At 57.9% G+C, this 18,267-nt stretch carries 16 protein-coding genes; 14 read left to right on the forward strand and 2 right to left on the reverse strand.

What is annotated here, in order from left to right; genetic code table 11:
• Position 1 precedes the first annotated feature (1 nt).
• Both ACEVJK_RS04680 and ACEVJK_RS04685 read left to right on the forward strand, forming a co-directional pair.
• Positions 2 to 1,456 (forward strand): complex I subunit 5 family protein, encoded by a 1,455-nt coding sequence (locus ACEVJK_RS04680; RefSeq protein ID WP_374740260.1) that lies wholly within the window; start codon positions 2 to 4, stop codon positions 1,454 to 1,456.
• Positions 1,457 to 1,506: 50 nt separating this feature from the next.
• Positions 1,507 to 3,534, forward strand: coding sequence for a complex I subunit 5 family protein (locus ACEVJK_RS04685; protein WP_374740094.1), 2,028 nt, complete (start codon positions 1,507 to 1,509; stop codon positions 3,532 to 3,534).
• 54 nt (positions 3,535 to 3,588) lie between these two features.
• Here ACEVJK_RS04685 and ACEVJK_RS04690 read toward each other — a convergent pair whose 3' ends face one another.
• Positions 3,589 to 5,016 (reverse strand): sodium-dependent transporter, encoded by a 1,428-nt coding sequence (locus ACEVJK_RS04690; RefSeq protein ID WP_374740095.1) that lies wholly within the window; start codon positions 5,014 to 5,016, stop codon positions 3,589 to 3,591.
• A 243-nt stretch (positions 5,017 to 5,259) separates the two neighbouring features.
• Between ACEVJK_RS04690 and ACEVJK_RS04695 the strand changes: the two genes are divergently transcribed.
• The 7 genes from ACEVJK_RS04695 (at position 5,260) to ACEVJK_RS04725 (ending at position 13,138) form a co-directional block, all read left to right on the forward strand.
• Complete coding sequence (locus tag ACEVJK_RS04695) at positions 5,260 to 6,432, forward strand: NADP-dependent malic enzyme (protein WP_262669775.1); 1,173 nt, start codon at positions 5,260 to 5,262, stop codon at positions 6,430 to 6,432.
• Between the two features lie 210 nt (positions 6,433 to 6,642).
• On the forward strand, positions 6,643 to 7,602 hold the full coding sequence (locus ACEVJK_RS04700; RefSeq protein ID WP_240287787.1) for a MoxR family ATPase: 960 nt from the start codon (positions 6,643 to 6,645) through the stop codon (positions 7,600 to 7,602).
• Positions 7,592 to 8,872, forward strand: coding sequence for a DUF58 domain-containing protein (locus ACEVJK_RS04705; protein ID WP_186852502.1), 1,281 nt, complete (start codon positions 7,592 to 7,594; stop codon positions 8,870 to 8,872). Before ACEVJK_RS04700 ends, ACEVJK_RS04705 begins: the two co-directional genes overlap by 11 nt.
• Positions 8,865 to 10,205, forward strand: a complete 1,341-nt coding sequence (locus ACEVJK_RS04710; RefSeq protein ID WP_374740097.1) for a hypothetical protein — start codon at positions 8,865 to 8,867, stop codon at positions 10,203 to 10,205. The genes ACEVJK_RS04705 and ACEVJK_RS04710 overlap by 8 nt, the downstream gene beginning before the upstream one ends.
• Positions 10,206 to 10,511: 306 nt before the next feature.
• Positions 10,512 to 11,426, forward strand: a complete 915-nt coding sequence (locus tag ACEVJK_RS04715) for a DMT family transporter (protein WP_374740098.1) — start codon at positions 10,512 to 10,514, stop codon at positions 11,424 to 11,426.
• Between the two features lie 2 nt (positions 11,427 to 11,428).
• Positions 11,429 to 12,649 (forward strand): tyrosine--tRNA ligase, encoded by a 1,221-nt coding sequence (tyrS, locus tag ACEVJK_RS04720; RefSeq protein WP_147572227.1) that lies wholly within the window; start codon positions 11,429 to 11,431, stop codon positions 12,647 to 12,649.
• Between the two features lie 66 nt (positions 12,650 to 12,715).
• Complete coding sequence (locus tag ACEVJK_RS04725; RefSeq protein WP_147572228.1) at positions 12,716 to 13,138, forward strand: DUF3830 family protein; 423 nt, start codon at positions 12,716 to 12,718, stop codon at positions 13,136 to 13,138.
• A gap of 54 nt (positions 13,139 to 13,192) precedes the next feature.
• Here the strand turns inward: ACEVJK_RS04725 and ACEVJK_RS04730 are convergent, their stop codons facing one another.
• Complete coding sequence (locus ACEVJK_RS04730) at positions 13,193 to 13,936, reverse strand: ThiF family adenylyltransferase (protein ID WP_147572229.1); 744 nt, start codon at positions 13,934 to 13,936, stop codon at positions 13,193 to 13,195.
• A gap of 300 nt (positions 13,937 to 14,236) precedes the next feature.
• Here ACEVJK_RS04730 and ACEVJK_RS04735 point away from each other — a divergent pair, with 300 nt between their 5' ends.
• The 5 genes from ACEVJK_RS04735 (at position 14,237) to ACEVJK_RS04755 (ending at position 18,266) form a co-directional block, all read left to right on the forward strand.
• Positions 14,237 to 14,440, forward strand: a complete 204-nt coding sequence (locus ACEVJK_RS04735; RefSeq protein ID WP_147572230.1) for a DUF1858 domain-containing protein — start codon at positions 14,237 to 14,239, stop codon at positions 14,438 to 14,440.
• 62 nt (positions 14,441 to 14,502) lie between these two features.
• On the forward strand, positions 14,503 to 15,096 hold the full coding sequence (locus ACEVJK_RS04740) for a flavodoxin family protein (RefSeq protein WP_186852505.1): 594 nt from the start codon (positions 14,503 to 14,505) through the stop codon (positions 15,094 to 15,096).
• Complete coding sequence (locus tag ACEVJK_RS04745; RefSeq protein WP_147572232.1) at positions 15,093 to 15,800, forward strand: class I SAM-dependent methyltransferase; 708 nt, start codon at positions 15,093 to 15,095, stop codon at positions 15,798 to 15,800. Before ACEVJK_RS04740 ends, ACEVJK_RS04745 begins: the two co-directional genes overlap by 4 nt.
• Positions 15,779 to 16,585 carry a Nif3-like dinuclear metal center hexameric protein gene (locus ACEVJK_RS04750; protein ID WP_340405676.1) on the forward strand — a complete coding sequence of 269 codons (807 nt, stop codon included), beginning with the start codon at positions 15,779 to 15,781 and terminating at the stop codon, positions 16,583 to 16,585. Before ACEVJK_RS04745 ends, ACEVJK_RS04750 begins: the two co-directional genes overlap by 22 nt.
• The gene (locus tag ACEVJK_RS04755; RefSeq protein WP_374740100.1) at positions 16,578 to 18,266 is read left to right on the forward strand and encodes a hypothetical protein; all 1,689 of its coding nucleotides are present in this window, start codon (positions 16,578 to 16,580) and stop codon (positions 18,264 to 18,266) included. Before ACEVJK_RS04750 ends, ACEVJK_RS04755 begins: the two co-directional genes overlap by 8 nt.
• Position 18,267 lies beyond the last annotated feature (1 nt).

The raw sequence follows: 18,267 nt of genomic DNA on the forward strand, positions 1-18,267 counted from the left end.
CATGCTAGCAGTGTTGTTTCCTATCCTGAGCGGCGGGATGCTGCCCATTTGGAAGCCAAGGGGCCGGCGGGGACGGCAGCACTATGTGTTGTTCGTATCCTGCATGACCGCCGTCCTGTCCCTGACTGCCATCTCGGAGATGAAGGGGGCGGAGGCCGTGGTCCTGGTCCATCTGGGGGAGCGGCTGTCTGTTGCGTTCCAGGTGGACGGACTGGGCTGTGTCTTTGGCACAATGGTGTCTCTGCTGTGGCCGCTGGCTTGCCTGTATGCCCTGGAATATATGAGCAGGGAGGGGGGAGAGGACCGTTTTTTTTCCTTCTATCTGGCTGCCTTTGGAGTGACGTTGGGCGTCGCCTTCTCGGCAAATATCCTGACCATGTATTTCTTTTATGAGCTGCTTACCCTGGTTACCCTTCCCCTGGTCATGCACGGTATGGACGGCAAGGCGCGGTACGCCGGACGAGTCTATCTGGTGTATTCCATGAGCGGTGCCGCCCTGGGCTTTATCGCCATGGTCTTTCTCCTCCAATACGGCAGCGGGATGTTCCGCCTGGGAGGCACTCTAATCTCAGAGGGGACCAGCCTAGACACCCTGCTGGTGGCCTATGTGCTGGGCTTTTTTGGCTTTGGGGTGAAGGCGGCGGTATTTCCAGGGCACAAATGGCTCCTGCGGGCCTCGGTGGCCCCCACACCGGTGACCGCCCTCCTCCATGCGGTAGCTGTGGTTAAGGCGGGGGTGTTCGCGGTAGTCCGGCTGACCTGGTATGGCTTTGGCCCGGATATCCTGCGGGGTACATGGGCGCAGGACCTGGTGCTGGCGGCGATTCTCTTTACCATCGTCTTCGGCTCGTCCAAGGCGCTCCAGACCAAACATTTGAAGCGGAGGTTGGCCTGGTCCACCATCAGCAACCTGTCCTATGTGCTGCTGGGCGTGATGACCCTGTCTACGGCTGGCTTGGTAGCCGGCATGACCCATATGGTGTTTCATGCGGTTCTAAAGATCACGCTCTTTTTTGGGGTGGGTGCGGTCCACTATAAGATGCACCGGGACTTCGTCCCAGATATTGAAGGGTGTGGCCCGCTGATGCCGGTGGTTTTCAGCACTTTTACCGTCACAGCGATGGGGCTGATGGGAGTGCCTCCACTGGCCGGCTTTACAAGCAAATGGCTGCTGGCAACTTCCAGTGTGGCTCTGGGTACCCCGCTGGGATATTTGGGTGGCGCCGCCCTTATCGCCTCGGCGATCCTGACCGCCCTGTACCTGATGCAGATCGTCATGCTGGCCTTTTTCCCCAGACAGCACCGAGCTATCTCGGTGCGTATTCCAAGGCAGGCCAGGCGGGACCCTGGCGTGAGGATGACCATTCCCTTGGTCGTACTGGCTCTTGCCTCGGTCATTCTTGGGCTGATGGCCCAGGAGGTATATCTGGGCATCAGCCGGCTGCTGTTCTTATGACCGAGCATAGATAGGGGCATGCATTATTTTGGAGAGGGGGAGAGGAACCTGTGGGACGGATTCTGCTGCTGCTGGTCGCAATGCCTATTGTGTGCGGGCCGGTCAGCTATCTGGTCGGTCTAGTCTGGAAAAAGGCGAGGGATATCTTTGTCCAGTCTGCCGCCGCGCTGGAGCTTCTGCTGGTGCTGTCAATGGCCATGGGAGAGGACACCGCGGTCCGGTTGGACGGCTTTTGTGGGCTCGGCATCTCCTTTGCTTCCGGTGGGTTCCACTCGCTTATGGCCATGCTGACTGCTACGGGGTGGTTGGCGGCGACCATCCTGTCTGACGAGTATTTTGCCCACATCAAAAGGCGGAACCGCTACTATCTGTTTTGGCTGGTCACATTAGGGGCTGCCATGGGCGTATTTTTATCTGCTGACTTGTACACTACCTTCCTATTTTTTGAGGTCATGTCCTTTACCTCTTATGTGTCGGTGGTCCAGACAGAGGAGGAGGAGGCCCTGCGAGCCGGAGGCACCTATTTAGCGGTAGCTGTCATCGGCGGTCTGGTTACCTTGTCAGGGTTATTTCTCCTGCACTTCCAACTGGGTACCCTTCAAATTGACCAGCTGGCACAGACGGCGGCACAGGCTTCTGACCGTACCCTGCTCTGGGTGGGCGGCCTGCTGACCCTAGTGGGCTTTGGCGCCAAGGCGGGGGCGTTTCCGCTTCACATCTGGCTGCCCACCGCCCATCCGGCTGCACCTGCCCCCGCCTCGGCGGTCCTGTCCGGTGTTATCACAAAGACAGGGATTTACGGGGTAGCTGTGCTGTCCACAACCCTGTTTCTCCATGACGGAAGCTGGGGCGCCATGCTGGCAGTCATCGGGGCCGTCACCATGGTTTTGGGGGCTGTGCTGGCCCTCTGCTCCGTGGACCTCAAAAGGACACTGGCCTGCTCCTCAGTTTCCCAGATCGGTTTTATTTTGGTGGGGCTGGCGATGCAGTGTCTGCTGGGCAGCCATAACGCCCTGGCGGTGGACGGGACGGTCCTCCATATCGTCAACCATTCGCTAATCAAGCTGGCGCTCTTCCCGGCTGCAGGCGTCATCCATCTGTCTACCCATTCCTTTGACCTGAACGATATACGGGGCTTTGGCCGAAATAAGCCCATGTTGGCCCTTATCATGGGAATCCCCATGCTCAGTCTGGCGGGGCTGCCCCTGCTCAACGGCTATGTGAGCAAAACACTGCTCCACGAGAGCATCGTGGAATATATCCATCTGTCAGGAGAGCGGGCCTGGGCCTATACGGCGCTGGAGTGGCTGTTTCTTTTTGCGGGTGGGCTGACCTTGGCCTATATGCTGAAGCTGTTTCTCTGCATCTTTGTGGAGAGAAACCGGCTGCCCCAGGAGGTACTGGATAAAAAATGGCGCCGCCATGGCGGCTATATCGCTCCGGCCTCCGCGGCTGTTCTGCTGACATATGTGGGGGTGATGCTCCTCCTGGGCCTCCTTCCCGGCCGTTTTATGGATAGGATCGCTGCCTTTGGCCGCTCCTTTTTCCAGGGAGCGGTGCCGTCTCACGCGGTAGATTACTTCTCTGTGGTCAATCTGAAGGGGGCGGCGATCTCACTGACCATCGGCCTGGTGGTCTACCTCCTGGTGGTGCGTACCCTGCTGATGCCCAAAGGAGAGAGCGGGAGAAGGTACTACCGAGACCCTATTCCAGGATGGCTCAATCTGGAGTACGGGCTGTACCGACCGCTCCTGAAATTTTCCACCCAGGTACTGCTGCTGGCGGCTGCCTTTGTGGACCGGGTGGGCTTCCGGCTTTTGTTCCGGGGACTGCCTGCCTTGTTCCTAAGATGGAGCCGATGGCTGATCGACCGACGAAGCCGGCTGGTGAGCGCCCTTACGGGGCAGGAATATACACCACGGCCCAGCCTGGAACAGGTAGTGGATGACTCTAGCTTCGGCCTGTACGACGACCAGCCACAGCGGGGGAATGGAGTCATGCGTTCGCTGGCCTTTGGCCTGATCCTGACCGGACTTGGCCTGGTGTTCTCGATTCTATTCATTTTCTTGCACAGATAAAAAAGCGTCCTGTACCCAATCTGGATACAGGACGCTATCTTTATTTGACTGAAATCATGCGGGAGAAATAAAGGTGGTGACCTGGCCATACAGGATGAAGGCCATAGCCACAGGGGCCACAAAGCGGATACAGATGCTGAAGAAGGAATACAGACCGTCCCCCATGGTATTTCCTTCTAAACTGACCTCGCTGCGGATGACCTTGGGGCCAATGACCCAGCCCACCAAGATAGACATCACCAAGGCCCCCAGAGGCATGGCCACGCCCTCAGAAATAAAGTCCATGAAGTCGAGCCAGGTGCCGCCCAGGGTCATACCAGTATCCTGGAAGGGAATCCAGAGTCCATTGGAGCCAAGCCCATCGGCGGCTACCAGAACAGCCTCCGCTAGCACGATGAGACAGGCGATCGCTACGATTCTGCTGCGCTTGGGCGACCTACCCTTGGCTACCTGATGGTCAATGACGAAGGTGACCAGCACCTCGACTAGGGCGATGGCGGAGGTGATAGCCGCCAGGGTGACAAACAGGAAGAAGAGAATACCAAAGATGGGGCCAAAGGCGCCCATAGAGTTAAAGACGTCCTGCATGGTGATGAACAGCAGTTTGGGACCGCTCAGTTCAGCACCCTCACCGCCCAGAGCGAAAGCGGCGGGGAGAACCGCAAGACCAGCCATAATGGCCACACAGGTATCAGAGATGATAATAATAAGGGAGTTTTTTACAAGGCTCTCCTTTTTGCTCAGGTAAGAACCGTAAGTGACGGTGATACCCATAGCTAGGGATAAGGAGAAGAACATCTGGCCGCCAGCGGTGGAAAGTACCTTCAGGAAGCCCTGAACAGAGGAGAAGGGCTCCCAGTTGGGGGAAAACATGAACTTCAATCCCTCGAAAGCTCCGGGAAGTGTTACAGCCCGAATGATGACGATGAGCAGCATAATCGCCAAGGCAGGCATACCGATTTTGTTGAACTTTTCAATACCATCTTTGATGCCGCCGCGGATGATGAGGTAACAGATAGCGATGAAGAACACAGTAGAACCGATGGCCAAGGGCTGGTTACTGAGCATATCGGTAAAAGACTGTGCGCCGGAGATGCTGGACAGGGAAAATACCCCAATCAACTCGGCAAAGTTGAGGCACACATATTGGATACAATAGGCGCCTAGAACGGTGTAGAAGCTTAGGATCAGCAGGGGAGAGATGATGGCTAGGAACCCCAAGAAGGTGCCCATGCCTCCAGCTACATTTTGATAACTTACCAGGACGCTTTTGCCGCTCTTCCGGCCGATTGCCAGCTCGGTTAGCATGATGGGAAAGCCTACCAGGACAGCAAGGGCGATGTAGATGATCAGGAAGGGAAAGCCGCCGCTGGCACCCATCTTATAGGGAAACCCCCAGATGTTGCCCAGTCCGACAGCAGCGCCTACCGTAGCCATCAAAAACCCGATGTTACTGCCCCATTGTCCTCTGTGATGTTCCATAATGATCCTCCCATTCTCTATAAATATCCCTTACAACACATCCTGAAATAGAATGTTAAAAAACATTGTAACAGAATATGAAAGACGTGTCAATGTAGAATTGCATTTTTATAGGGATGGGAAGCGTTAGAAGGAGACGGAAAAATCGACTGTTCCCTGTTGCCTTTTTTGATAGCTGATATATAATAAAAACAGAGATGGCTGTCCACATTCCAGCCGCATGAGAGAAGGAGAGAGAACACTATGGACTACGCGAAGGAGAGCCTCCGCCTCCACCAGCAGTGGGGGGGAAAAATAGAGGTAGTGGCTACTGTACCCGCTAATGACCAGGAGTCTCTGTCCCTGGCCTATACGCCCGGTGTGGCTCAACCGTGCCTAGCCATCCGTGACAATATTGACAGGAGCTATGAATTGACCAGGCGTCACAACCTGTGCGCCGTCATCACCGATGGTTCGGCGGTTCTGGGGTTGGGAGATATTGGTCCGGAGGCCGGAATGCCCGTCATGGAGGGCAAATGTGTCCTGTTCAAGACCTTTGGCGGGATAGACGCCTTTCCCCTATGTATCAAGACTCAGGACGTAGATGAATTTGTCCAGACGGTGTATAACATCTCCGGCTCCTTTGGGGGCATCAATCTGGAAGACATTGCCGCGCCCCGATGCTTTGAGATCGAACGGAAGCTGAAGGAGAAGTGTGATATCCCGGTCTTTCACGACGACCAGCACGGCACCGCCATCATCGCCTTGGCCGGACTGACCAACGCCCTGAAGGTAGTGGGGAAGAACAAGGAGGAGGTGCGCGTCGTCTTTTCCGGCGCCGGCTCGGCGGCCATCTCCATTACGAGGCTGCTCCTTCTGGCCGGCTACCGGGATATCACGCTGTGCGACAAATTCGGGGCCATCTACCAGGGCTGCCCTCAGCTGAACTGGGCCCAGCAGGAGATTGCCAAGGTGACCAATCTGGAGGGACGACGGGGGAATTTGGCGGACCTGCTGGTGGGCGCTGATGTGTTTATCGGCGTATCTGCCCCCGGCCTTGTAACTCCGGACATGGTTCGGACGATGGAGCGGGACGCCATCGTCTTTGCCTGTGCCAACCCTACGCCGGAGATATTCCCGGATGACGCACGGTCGGGAGGCGCCCGTGTGGTGTCTACCGGACGAAGCGATTTTCCAAACCAGATCAACAATGTACTGGCCTTCCCCGGTGTGTTCCGGGGTGCCTTTGACGTGCGGGCCAGAGATATCAATGAGGAGATGAAGATGGCTGCGGCCCAGGCCCTGGCCGGCCTGATTTCCGAGGAAGAACTCTCGGAGGACTATATCATCCCGAAACCCTTTGACCCCAGAGTGGTGCCGGCGGTGGCAGAGGCGGTAGCGGAGGCGGCCCGCCGCACCGGGGTAGCCCGCATCTGAACCAGAATAGGGAGAGCAGTCCGCTGAAAATGGCGGGCCGCTCTCCTTTTCCATATCCAAAGGTGAATGGACGGAGGGGCCGCTGGGCCTTGATTTTGCGGGAGGCAGTCGATATAATAATACCATTATAATACATACTATTGACCTGCTGCGCGAGGCAGGTGCCCGGAGCACCCCGAAGAGGCGTATTGATATAAAAGGAGCAGAGCTATGGATATCCGCAAGCTGTCACAGAACATCCAGGAAGAAACAGGAAAGATCATCGTAGGAAAATCGGACCGGATCAGACTGATCGTGATGTCGATTCTGGCCAATGGACATATCCTGCTGGATGATCTGCCCGGCGTGGGAAAGACCACCCTGGTTAAGACCATCTCCATCGCCTTGGGCTGTCAGTCTGGACGAATCCAGTTTGTCCCGGATCTGCTGCCCAGCGATATCATCGGTATGCGGATATACAATCAAAAAACCGGGGATTTTGAGCTGCGCCAGGGGCCGGTAATGACCAATCTCCTGCTGGCAGACGAGATCAACCGTGCCATTCCCCGCACTCAGTCCGCCCTGCTGGAAGCCATGGAGGAGCGGCAGATCTCCATCGACGGCGAGCAGTTCCCTCTGCCCGCCCCTTTCCTGGTGCTGGCTACTCAGAACCCGGTGGAGTCGGAGAGTACCTTCCGGCTCCCTGCGGCCCAGATGGACCGCTTCCTTATCCGCATCAGCATGGGTTACCCAACTCCGAAGGAGGAACGGCGGATGCTCCGTAATTTGGGGGACGAGATTCCCTTTGACCAGGTGCGGCCGGTCACCAATGCCCAGGAGCTGGTGGAGGCCCAGCGGCAGATCAGCCAGGTACACCTGTCCGACGCGGTGGCCGATTACATCGTGGCGCTGGCCGCCGCCACCCGAAGCCATCCCCAACTGAAGATGGGGGCAAGCCCCAGGGCCACCCGGGGGCTCTACCGGGCGGCAAAGGTCTGGGCCGCCATGGAGGGCCGGGATTTCGTGACGCCGGACGACGTAAAGACACTGGCCGCCCCAGTGCTGGAGCACCGCCTGATCCTGGACAGCGGGGCCCGATTCTCCGGCGTATCTGTGTCCGCCATCTTGGACGATGTGCTGGAACGGCTCCAGGGAGCGCCAGAGCTGGAAGCAGTCGCCCATGAAAAATAAGCTGGTATTCAGCCGCTCTAGCCTTCTGGTGTCTATCCCGGTTATAGCGACATCGGCTCTGCTGTGTGTGCTGGCCGCCTTTTTTGGACAGAGTGCCCTGGCCAGTGTCCTCATGTTCCTGTTCCTTCTTGCGGCAGTTTCCCGGATATGGGCTTTCGCCTCCGCACGAAAGGTGTCCATCCAGGTGACCAATCGGAGCGGCGGCTTGTTCCCTGGGGAAGAGACGACCTTTGATATCGAGGTATGCAACAACAAGTTTCTGCCTGTGGTATGGCTGGAGGTATTTTTTCCTCTGTCCAGAAACCTCTGCCTAAAGCCGGAGAACAGCCGCAAGCCCGACGATTGGGAGATGACCGCCCTGGAGGAAGAGGGGGCTTCCACCCAACTGGTGGGAGAGAAGCGGCTGACCATGTTTCTCTGGTATGAGCGGCTGCGCTTCTCCTCCAGGTGGACGGCGGAGCGCCGGGGCGTCTATTCCACACAAGGGTGGCGACTGAGGACGGGGGACGGTTTTGGACTAAGTCAGGTAGAGTGTCTCATTCCCAAAGAGGACGCACGGCAGTTTTTTGTCTACCCAAGGCTGGTCCGGGTGGTCCCGGACCTGTTCCTGCGCAACTTGTGGAACGCGGATACCGGGACCAGGGGCGTCGTGGAGGACCTGACGGTGATCCGCTCCACCCGGAACTACATGACCACCGACTCCCTGAAGCATATCAACTGGCGTCTGGCCGCACGGGGGCTGCCTTTGTCCGTCAATGTGTATGAGGATATTTTGCCCAAAAATGTCCACTTCCTCCTGGACGGGGAGAGCTTTGGAGGGAACGTCCCCCATTGGGAAGAGTTGGAGGAAACTTTGAGTATCCTGGCCTCTGAATTCGTCCTGCTGGCTGACTACCAGGTTCAATGCGGCCTGAGCCTCTGCCGGGGTCTCAGCGGCAGGGCGGTCAATCTGTTTGCTGTCAGCCATGTGGAGGAGCTGCTCTGCGCCCTGGCCGCCTACGAGCCCTGTGCGCGGGTGCGCAAAGAGGACGGGGGGGAGTTTATCCTCCAGCAGCCGGTCTTTGACCAGGGCCCCATCTACGAGAGCGCCCAGAAGGTGGGCCGCTTCTATTACATCGCCTATGATACGGCATGCCTGGGGGACCGGGGACTGCTGCGCCGGCTGGGAGAGGAATGTACCTCGGTGCTGACCTACCGGGAGCCGGAGCCGTTTGGAGAATTTGAGCTGGTCTGTCTGTCCAGCCTGAGGGAGGGACCTGTCCATGGATGAGCGGCGGACCTTCTCATCGCTGGTGCTCCAGTTCACTCTGGCGGCCAACCTGTGCACCTTTTTCTATTTGATGACCCTGTCCACCAGAACACCCAATGGATACTATCCGCTGTCGATGCTGGTCTACTCTCCTGTTGTTTATCTGTTGAACAAGCTGTTTTTGAGCCGGCCACAGACTATGAGGAGACTGGTGTTGCTGAATACAGCGGTGGGAGCCCTTTTTTTCCTGTCTATTCTTCTGCTGGGAGAGCAGAAGGAGATGCTGCTGCTGGTATTTGCCGCGGGATTCTGTCTCTGGATAACCATGAAGGGGGGATACCGGGGTCTCCACGCGCCCACACTCCACGAAATGATACTGAGCCTGGATACAAGCGCCGTAATGCTGGTCCTCCTGATGGGTTACACCTCGATCATGGGGAGCGGTATCCTATGGGTACTGCCTGGAGCGGCCGGCTTTGCCGCCGCCTGCTTGGGCGTAGCGGCCAGGCGGATGTATGGCCCAATCACAATCAAGGGCTGGGCTCTCTTGGGGATTGCCTTTGTGGGCATTTTTGGACTGATGGTTTTCCTGGTAGGAGTGGCGGCAGCCCCGGCCGGAGAGGGGATCGTGATGCTGTGGAATGGGCTGGTCACCCTGGCAAAGGGAGTATTGGCCCTGCTGTGGCGGCTGCTTCTGTTTTTCTCTTCTCTGCTGCCGGAGATGGCCGCCGGGGATTTGGAGGAGCCCTATGCACAGATCCAGTTGCCGGAGGAGGAGCTCGTTCAGGCGGAAGCCAACCCTGTGTTGACCATCATCCTTCTGGTGCTGGCGGCGGTGGCGCTCCTCCTTTTCCTGGCGTGGCTGTTAAGGCTGATGGGACGGCTGAAAATTGGTGGGAGGAAGGTGCCAAAGGCTGAAAAGGCGCCTCAGCGCCGCCGTATCTCCCTGTGGAGTGGACTGAAGCGGCTGCTAGAGAGCTGGAGAACCCGGATTCGTCTGCATCTGTTCCTGACACGTCACCGGGACACCCCTGTGGGGATGTTTTACGGCCTGGTCCGCCGCTGCCGACTCAGCCCCTGGCGTAAGCGGACTGGGGAAACGCCACGGGAATTCTTGCTCCGTCTGCGCCGAAGCGCAGGGGAGGACCTGGAGTTGGCCGCGGCCCTGGATGGACTGATTCCTGCGGTAGAGACAGCCCTTTACAGCCCTGCCGGCCGGAGCGACACTGTGGCCCAGGCTGGGCTGATCCGCCGCCGGATCGGGCGGGCTGTACGGGGACAGTTCCTGCGGGATAGCTGGTCTTCTGTCCGAAGGCTGAGAAAACCCGGTGTTGACAAAGGGACAAAACTGTGATACATTTGGCACACTGCGGAGATGAGGAAGAGTAGCAGAGGCAATTCCTGCCCAGAGAGCCCCCGGATCGGTGCAACGGGGGAGAGGAAGCTTTTGTGAATACCCCTCGGAGCAGCCGCCTGAACCGCCGAGAACGGCCTAGTAGGGGACAGGCCGGAGAGCGCCCGTTACAGCGCTGGAGTCATGTACTCCGAGAGGCTTCCGCCGCGAGGTGAAAGCATACCAGAGGTGGTACCGCATTTTCATGCCCTCTGTCCAATTTGGACAGAGGGCTTTCCTCATATCAGAGCAGAGAGGAGACTACGCATGACAGCCAGCCAAAGGGGAACACTGTTCGTAGCCATCTCAGCCGCCCTTTACAGTATTGGCGGGCTTTGCATCAAGGTCATCCCCTGGAACGGAATGTCTATCAATGGCGGACGGACCGCCATTGCCCTGGTAGTCATCGGGGCCTATTTGCTGTGGACCAAGCACCCTCTGCGCCTGAACCGATGGGTGGCACTGGGGGCCCTGTCCGTGTTTGGGACCAACGCCCTGTTTTCTCTGGCCAACAAGCTGACAACCGCCGCCAACGCCATTGTGCTTCAATTCACAGTGCCCATTTTCGTCATGTTGTTCTCCGCCCTTTTTTTTCGGAAAAAGCCCCAAAAGCTGGACCTGGCAGCCTGTGCGGTGGTGCTAGGTGGCATCCTCTTTTTCTTTCTGGACAGCCTGGAGATGGGGGGAGGGCTGGGCAATTTTCTGGCCCTGCTGTCCGGTGTGAGCTACGCCGGAGTGTTTCTGATGAACGATATGCCGGACAGCGATGCCATCTCCTCCGTATTCTGGGGAGATGTGCTGTCCGCCGTGACAGGGCTTCCCTTTTTGGCGCATGAAACGGAATTTACTGCCACAGCGGTTTTCAGCTTGGTCATTCTGGGGGCCTTCCAGGTAGGGGTCGCCTATGTGCTCCTGTGCATTGGCCTGAAGACCACCCCGCCGGTGACGGCCAGCCTGATCTCCGGCATCGAGCCGGTGCTCAACCCTATTTTGGTGGCGATTTTTTATAAAGAGGCCATCGGAGCCTATGCCATGGTGGGAGCGGCCATCGTCATCGGCGGGGTGGTGGCCTATAATGTACTCAAGCTCAAGCTGGGCGCGAAAGCACAGCATTCCAATATCCCAATATCCCAACAAAATGAAGATAACAGCCATGGAGAAAAGAAAGGAAAGGAAGTATAGATATGACCTGTTATGAAGAACTGAAGGCCAGAGGCCTCATCGCCCAGGTGACCAATGAGGAGGAGATCTCCAAAATGATCGACGAGGGGAAGGCTGTCTTTTATATCGGCTTTGACCCCACCGCGGACTCCCTCCATGTGGGCCACTTCATGGCCCTGTGCCTGATGAAGCGCCTCCAAATGGCAGGGAACCGGCCGATTGCCCTCATCGGCGGCGGTACCGGATATATCGGGGATCCCTCCGGACGAACGGATATGCGGAACATGATGACCCCTGAGACCATCCAGCACAACTGCGACTGCTTCAAGAAGCAGATGGAGCGGTTCATCGAGTTCGGCGAGGGCAAAGCCCAGATGGTGAACAACGCCGACTGGCTGCTGAAGCTGAATTATATCGACCTGCTGCGGGATGTGGGTGCCTGCTTCTCCGTCAACAATATGCTTCGGGCCAAGTGCTACGAGCAGCGGATGGAGAAGGGACTGAGCTTCCTGGAATTTAACTACATGATTATGCAGTCCTATGACTTCTATTACCTGTTCCAGAACTATGGCTGTAATATGCAGTTCGGCGGCGACGACCAGTGGTCCAACATGCTGGGCGGCACCGAGTTGATCCGCCGCAAGCTGGGGAAGGACGCCCACGCCATGACCATCACTCTGCTGCTCAATTCTGAGGGCAAGAAGATGGGCAAGACCGCCAAGGGCGCCGTGTGGCTGGACCCCAACAAGACCAGCCCGTACGAGTTCTACCAGTACTGGCGCAACGTGGGCGACGGGGATGTGCTCAAGTGCCTTCGTATGCTCACCTTCCTGCCCATAGAGCAGATCGATGAGATGGACAAGTGGGAGGGAAGCCAGCTGAATACCGCCAAGGAGATCCTCGCCTTCGAGCTGACCAAGCTGGTCCACGGAGAGGAGGAGGCCCAAAAGGCCCAGGAGGCCGCCAAGGCCCTGTTCGTAGGCGGGGGAGATATGAGTAATGTGCCCTCCACCGCACTAACCGAGGCTGACTTGACCGACGGTTCTATCGGGATCTTAGACCTGATGGTCAGGTGTAAGCTGGCCCCCTCCAAGAAGGAGGCCCGCCGCCTGGTGGAGCAGGGCGGCGTCACTGTCAATGACGAAAAGGTGGCGGATGTCAATACGGCTTATACCGCCCAGCAGCTCTCCGACGGCCTAATGGTCCGCAAGGGGAAAAAAGTGTTCCACAAGGTGTCTCTGTAAAGTTGCACGGCCGGACAGGGGCTCGACAGACGTTTTTGGGAAAAGGCCAGAAAAGGAGCGGCGGATATGACCAAGGTAATGTTGACCTGCGGTGACTATCAATTTTTCGCGCGGTTGGAAGAAGAAAAGGCCCCCAGGACCTGTGCCATTTTTAAGAAGATGCTTCCCATCGAGGACAGGCTGATCCATGTCCGCTGGAGTGGAGAGGGGATGTGGATTCCCATGGGCGACACCCGGTGGGAGGGGCTGGACTTTGAGAACCACACCAGCTACCCCAGCAAGGGGGAATTGCTCATCTATCCAGGGGGCATCAGCGAGATGGAGATGATCCTGGCCTATGGCGGCGTGTCCTTTGCCAGCAAGGTGGGACAGTTGGCGGGGAACCATGTTCTAACGATTACCGAAGGGCTGGACCAGCTTTATGAACTGGGGAGGAAGACCCTGTACGAGGGAGCGCAGAACATCCGTATCGAGCTGGCCGAGGACTGATTGACAGCAGAAACGAAAAGCGGCGTGGGGATATTTCCCACGCCGTTTTTATGCTTAGAAGCCGCCAAGATCCCGTATAACCGCCCCGGCCAATACCAGCCCAGCGGCGGCGGGAACAAAGGAGATGGAGCCGGGGGTGGCCCGTCGAGCGGAGGAGCCGGGGCGGGTACCCTCACCGGCGGGAGCCTCTGCCTCGATAAGCTGGGCGGGGGAGAGGGGCTCCTCTCTGGAGTAGACCACCTTCAGATGGAGGATACCCCGCCGACGGAGCTCTTTACGCATGACGCGGGCCAGGGGACAGCCCTGGGTTTTGGAGATATCCGTCACTTCAAAGGCGGTGGGGTCCAGTTTATTTCCCGAACCCATGGCGCTGATGATGGGGATGCCTAGCGCCGTACACCGTGCAATCAGTTCCAGCTTGGCGGCCACAGTATCGATACAGTCGGCCACATAGTCGTACTGGGACAGGTCTACCTGATGGGCGTTCTGAGGCAGATAGAACATAGGGACGGCCTTGACCTGGCAGCCGGGGTTGATGTCCAGTACCCGCCGGGCCATGACCTCCACCTTTGGCTGACCAATGGTGGACCGAAGGGCGGCGATCTGCCGGTTGAGATTGCTCTCCGACACGGTATCGTCATCATATAGGTGTAAAGCTCCAACGCCTGCCCGTGCAAGCGCCTCTACACAGAAACCGCCCACGCCGCCCACGCCAAAGACGGCGACCCGGGCGGCGGCCAGCCGGTCGAGCGGTTCCTCGCCGATGAGTAGGCGGGTACGGATAAATGGATCGGACATGGTGTCGCTCCTTGCCCCGCGCTCCTCCATATGGAGAGGCGCGGATATTTTATTTTTATTTTACCATATCCATTGGGTCATGGAAAGGGAGAAGACACTGGTAATTTTACAAAATAGGATTGGCGAGAAAACAGCGGCGCTAAACAGAATTCTCGAACAGTATGGAAAGATAGGATAGACAGGCAAGGAAGGGGTATCTGCCATACCATCAAAGGAAAGGACTTTTTTCCGATTTTCCATTGAAAAAGGGGAGAAGATGGGGTATAATACTCCTATCTCAGAAAATGGAGGAATCCTGCTATGACCATTACAAAAGACACCATCATCGGTGATATTTTGACCATCGCCCCCCAGACCGCTCCCCTGTTCCTGGGCATTGGAATGCACTGTCTGGGCTGCCCCTCCTCCCGTGGAGAGACCGTGGAGCAGGCCTGCATGGTCCACGGGGTGGACTGTGATGCTCTGCTGGCGAAGGTCAACGAGATGATCGCCGCCGGTGAGTAAAGTTTGAAAAGCGGGGGCGGAGCGATTCCGTCCCCGTTTTTTTCTGGTCAGGGGGAACAGAGATGAAATTTACCATATTGATGGGTAGCCCCAGGTCCCAGGGCAACACCGCTGCTTTGCTGGCGCCCTTTCTGGAGGAGTGCCGTTTCCTGGGCATACAGACCCAGTGTATCCACCTGTATGATAAAAAGGTAGGGCCCTGCCTGGGCTGTATGGCCTGCCAGGATGTACCTGACAGTCTGGGCTGTGTTCAGAAGGACGATTTTGCCCAGATATTTCAGGAGATGGAGGACTGCGACGTGATCGTGCTGGCGACCCCTGTCTATGCCTTTTTCTGCACCGCGCCTATGAAGGCTCTGTTGGACCGGGCCATCTACGCGGGCAATAAGAACTATGGTAGGACGAAAGGGGCAGCCCTGCTGAACGGCAAACGGGTGGCCTCCATCGTTACCTGCGGATACCGGCCGGATCGGGGGGCCGACCTCTGGGAGGAGGGCCTGCGCCGCTGGTGCAAGCACGGGAAGGCGGAGTATCTGGGGATGTTCTGCCGCCGGGACCTGGGGAAATCTGTGCCTTTCATGGATGAGGAAAAGGAGTCTGGAGTCCGAGACTTTGCCCAGGCCATCTACTTATCCATCCGGATGGAGGAAGTATGAGCAGAACGATTCAATTGACACCGCGGCTGCGGATGGTGGCTGATTTGCTCCCCAGAGATGTCGTTCTGGTTGACGTGGGCACAGACCACGCCTACCTGCCCGCCGTTCTTCTGCTGGAGGGAAAGATCAGAGGGGCCATCGCCGCTGACCTGCGACCCGGTCCCTTGAATCGGGCCAGAGCTACCGTAGAGGAATTCGGCTTGGAGGGAAAAGTCAAGTTCTGCCTGTGTGACGGTCTGGCGGAAATCTCGCCGAGAGAGGCGGACGCTGTAGCCATCGCGGGGATGGGGGGAGAAACGATTGCCGCCATCCTGGCCGCTGCTCCCTGGACACGGGACATGGGGACCCTATTGGTCCTTCAGCCCATGTCGTCTATGGCGGACCTGAGGGGGTGGCTGGGGACCCACGGCTACCGGATTGAGGCGGAGGAGCTTTCCTGTGAAGGAGATACACTTTATACAGCTATGGCAGTCAGGGCGGGCGAGATGGGTCCCATGACTGACGCTGAACGCTGGGTGGGGAGGAACAGCCCCCATCCCTTGCGGGGGAAGTGGCTGGACCAGTGGCTGAAGCGGGTAGAGAGGGCCCTGTCTGGGATGGGACAGGCCAGGGAGGACCGGGCGGCCCACCGGCGTGTAGAACTGGAGCGGGTCCGGACGGGACTGCTGGAGATGAAAAGGGAGTGGCAAGAGTGGCAGATGTGATGGAGGTCTACCGGGCCCTGGACAGCTGGGCACCCTTTGAAACACAGATGGACTTTGACAACGCCGGCTTTTTGGTGGGCAGGGGGGAGCGGCCAGTGAGCCGTGTCCTTGTAGCGCTGGACATCACGGAACAAGTGGTGGAGGAGTCCGGGCTATGGGGCGCACAGTTGGTCGTGTCCCACCATCCAGTCATCTTCCATCCGGTAAAAACGATTACGGACGCCTCACCTTTGGGACGGACCCTGCTTCGGCTGGCAGAGCTGGGTATCGCCGCCATCTGCGCCCACACCAATTTGGACGCGGCCCAGGGGGGAGTCAACGACGTGCTGGCCCACAGGCTGGCGTTGGTGGACACAGCGATGCTCCACCAGGACGGAACAGACTGTCAGGGTCGGCCTTACGGGATCGGCAGGGTGGGCCGGGCCCATCAGGAGGGGCTGGATGCGTGCCAGTACGCCGCTTTTGTAAAGGAGCGACTGGGTGCCGCGTCAGTCCGCTATGTGGATGGTGGAGTGCCGGTGAATAAGGTGGCGGTGGGCGGAGGCTCCTGCGGGTCCATGCTGTCAGAAGTCCTAGCTGCGGGGTGCGACACTTTTGTGACCGCCGATGTAAAATATGATGTGTTTTTAGAGGCGAAGGCTCTGGGGATTAATCTGATGGACGCGGGCCACTACGCCACGGAGCAGGTGGTCTGTCCCCAACTGGTCCAGTTCCTAGAGAAGCGGTTCCCACACATGGAGGTCCGGCTGTCCAGCGGACACAGGGAGGTCTATGGGAATGTCTGACATGCGGTCCGCTCGCCATGAGATGGGGAAAGAAGTGCTGGCAATCTTCCTTCTCCTGATGGCCAGGGCCTGTGCTTTTGGCGTCCAGTACTGGCCCCAGCTGGACGACTACATCCAGTACCACAACTACGCTCTGTCTGAAAGCTTCTGGGAGCTCCAGACATCGATGGGGCTCCTGGCCTCACGACCGCTGGCGGGGCTGGCGGACTACTTTATCTGGGGCTCTATGTACGACTATATGATCCTGGGTGTAGCGATGATCTCCCTTGCGCTGGCTGTGAGCGCCGTACTGCTCAAACGGCAGTTGAGCCGGTACTTTTATATTGGTCCTCTTTTTCTGGTGGTAATGACCCTTCTGCCCTTGGGTGTGGAGGGGACCTATTGGATGTCCGCGTCCACTCGGGTGGTGTGCGGCCTGCTGATGGCGGTACTGGCGGCGGAGGCCTTTTTGCGGTGGATGGACACGGGACGTTGGTATTGGGCGTTGTCTTTCCTTTTCCTCCAGTTACTGCCCTATGGGTTTTACGAGCAATCCGGTGTTTTTTCCGTAGCTCTTATCGTAGGCATGGCTATTTTAGAGGTGATCCGGGACTGGAGGAGGTGGAAGCGGGCGCTCCTGTCCCTGTGGGGCCTGCCCGCCATGAAGCTTTACCTGGAGATGACTGCGCTGCTGGCCTCCGATGGGGTGTACAGCGGACGGACGGAAACGGTCACGGTCAACACCCCTTACTGGTGGGATACCTTTTTGCCAGAGGTGTTGGACCAGATGCGGTCTGTCTTTGTGGAAGGGATGGGGGCCACGCTGTTTCAGGGACTGGCCCGCGTTTTCCAGTGGATCCTCTCCGGACAGATGCTGTTCTGGGCGTTCCTCACGGCGGCGTTAGCTGTGCTGTGCTGGCGCCTCTTTCCAAAGAAGGAGGCGGGGCGGGGAACACTGTCCCCCTGGCTTGCGATTGTGGCAGGGGTACTTCTCTTCCTGGCGCCCATCAGTATCTTTTTTGTGCTGGCAAATCCCTGGTTCTCATTCCGTGGAGCCGTCACCTCCTTTGCTGGGCTGGCTCTGGTGTGCGATACCGCGGTAATGGCCCTCTGGTCCAGGCTCCCCGGCCGCAAGCAGGGGCCGGCGGTGCTGGCTACCCTGGCCGCGCTGATATTCTGCTGGGCTGGGGCCGCTGATATCCACGATTATCGCCAGACCTGGGAAACAGACCAGTATATTGGCCAGATGACCGTCCAGGCCCTGCAACAGGATCTGGAGCCGGAGGACAACGGCCGGGTCGGCATCTTGGCGGTAGAGCCTACATATCTGTCAAACCAGACCTATTATTATCATGAGCACATCCATGGCTGCACCGAGAGCGCCTGGGCCTTTCAGGGCCTGATGACCAGTCTGGACGGTTCGCGCTCCTGGAATGTCACACCTCTGCCCACCGATCCCATGTACCGCCAGTGGAACGCGGCATCCAACCGGCCGGATACCTTTGAACACCTCTATTACTTTGACGGGGCGGAGCTGATACCGGCGGTGCTGGAGAAAGAGGGAGAGACGGAGTGCTCCATCTATGACCAGGAGGGGCGGCTTCTGGGTGTGGTGCGGGAGGAGGACGGTGTCGGATACTTTTTCCGGCCGGAACAGCTGTCGATTTGTAAAAAAGGGGAAAAAGTCCTTGCAATCCACTGAA

It is taken from the genome of Flintibacter sp. P01028 (assembly GCF_041925235.1).
Classification (GTDB): Bacteria; Bacillota; Clostridia; order Oscillospirales; family Oscillospiraceae; genus Lawsonibacter; species Lawsonibacter aceti.

Excerpts from the sequence above, each read along its gene's own strand:
- ACEVJK_RS04705 (WP_186852502.1), top strand. The coding sequence starts at position 7,592 with ATGAAAAATAAGCTGGTATTCAGCCGCTCTAGCCTTCTGGTGTCTATC.
- ACEVJK_RS04690 (WP_374740095.1), bottom strand. The coding sequence starts at position 5,016 with ATGGAACATCACAGAGGACAATGGGGCAGTAACATCGGGTTTTTGATG.
- ACEVJK_RS04695 (WP_262669775.1), top strand. The coding sequence starts at position 5,260 with ATGGACTACGCGAAGGAGAGCCTCCGCCTCCACCAGCAGTGGGGGGGA.
- ACEVJK_RS04735 (WP_147572230.1), top strand. The coding sequence starts at position 14,237 with ATGACCATTACAAAAGACACCATCATCGGTGATATTTTGACCATCGCC.
- ACEVJK_RS04710 (WP_374740097.1), top strand. The coding sequence starts at position 8,865 with ATGGATGAGCGGCGGACCTTCTCATCGCTGGTGCTCCAGTTCACTCTG.
- tyrS (WP_147572227.1), top strand. The coding sequence starts at position 11,429 with ATGACCTGTTATGAAGAACTGAAGGCCAGAGGCCTCATCGCCCAGGTG.
- ACEVJK_RS04755 (WP_374740100.1), top strand. The coding sequence starts at position 16,578 with ATGTCTGACATGCGGTCCGCTCGCCATGAGATGGGGAAAGAAGTGCTG.
- ACEVJK_RS04680 (WP_374740260.1), top strand. The coding sequence starts at position 2 with ATGCTAGCAGTGTTGTTTCCTATCCTGAGCGGCGGGATGCTGCCCATT.
- ACEVJK_RS04700 (WP_240287787.1), top strand. The coding sequence starts at position 6,643 with ATGGATATCCGCAAGCTGTCACAGAACATCCAGGAAGAAACAGGAAAG.
- ACEVJK_RS04730 (WP_147572229.1), bottom strand. The coding sequence starts at position 13,936 with ATGTCCGATCCATTTATCCGTACCCGCCTACTCATCGGCGAGGAACCG.
- ACEVJK_RS04725 (WP_147572228.1), top strand. The coding sequence starts at position 12,716 with ATGACCAAGGTAATGTTGACCTGCGGTGACTATCAATTTTTCGCGCGG.
- ACEVJK_RS04715 (WP_374740098.1), top strand. The coding sequence starts at position 10,512 with ATGACAGCCAGCCAAAGGGGAACACTGTTCGTAGCCATCTCAGCCGCC.
- ACEVJK_RS04745 (WP_147572232.1), top strand. The coding sequence starts at position 15,093 with ATGAGCAGAACGATTCAATTGACACCGCGGCTGCGGATGGTGGCTGAT.
- ACEVJK_RS04740 (WP_186852505.1), top strand. The coding sequence starts at position 14,503 with ATGAAATTTACCATATTGATGGGTAGCCCCAGGTCCCAGGGCAACACC.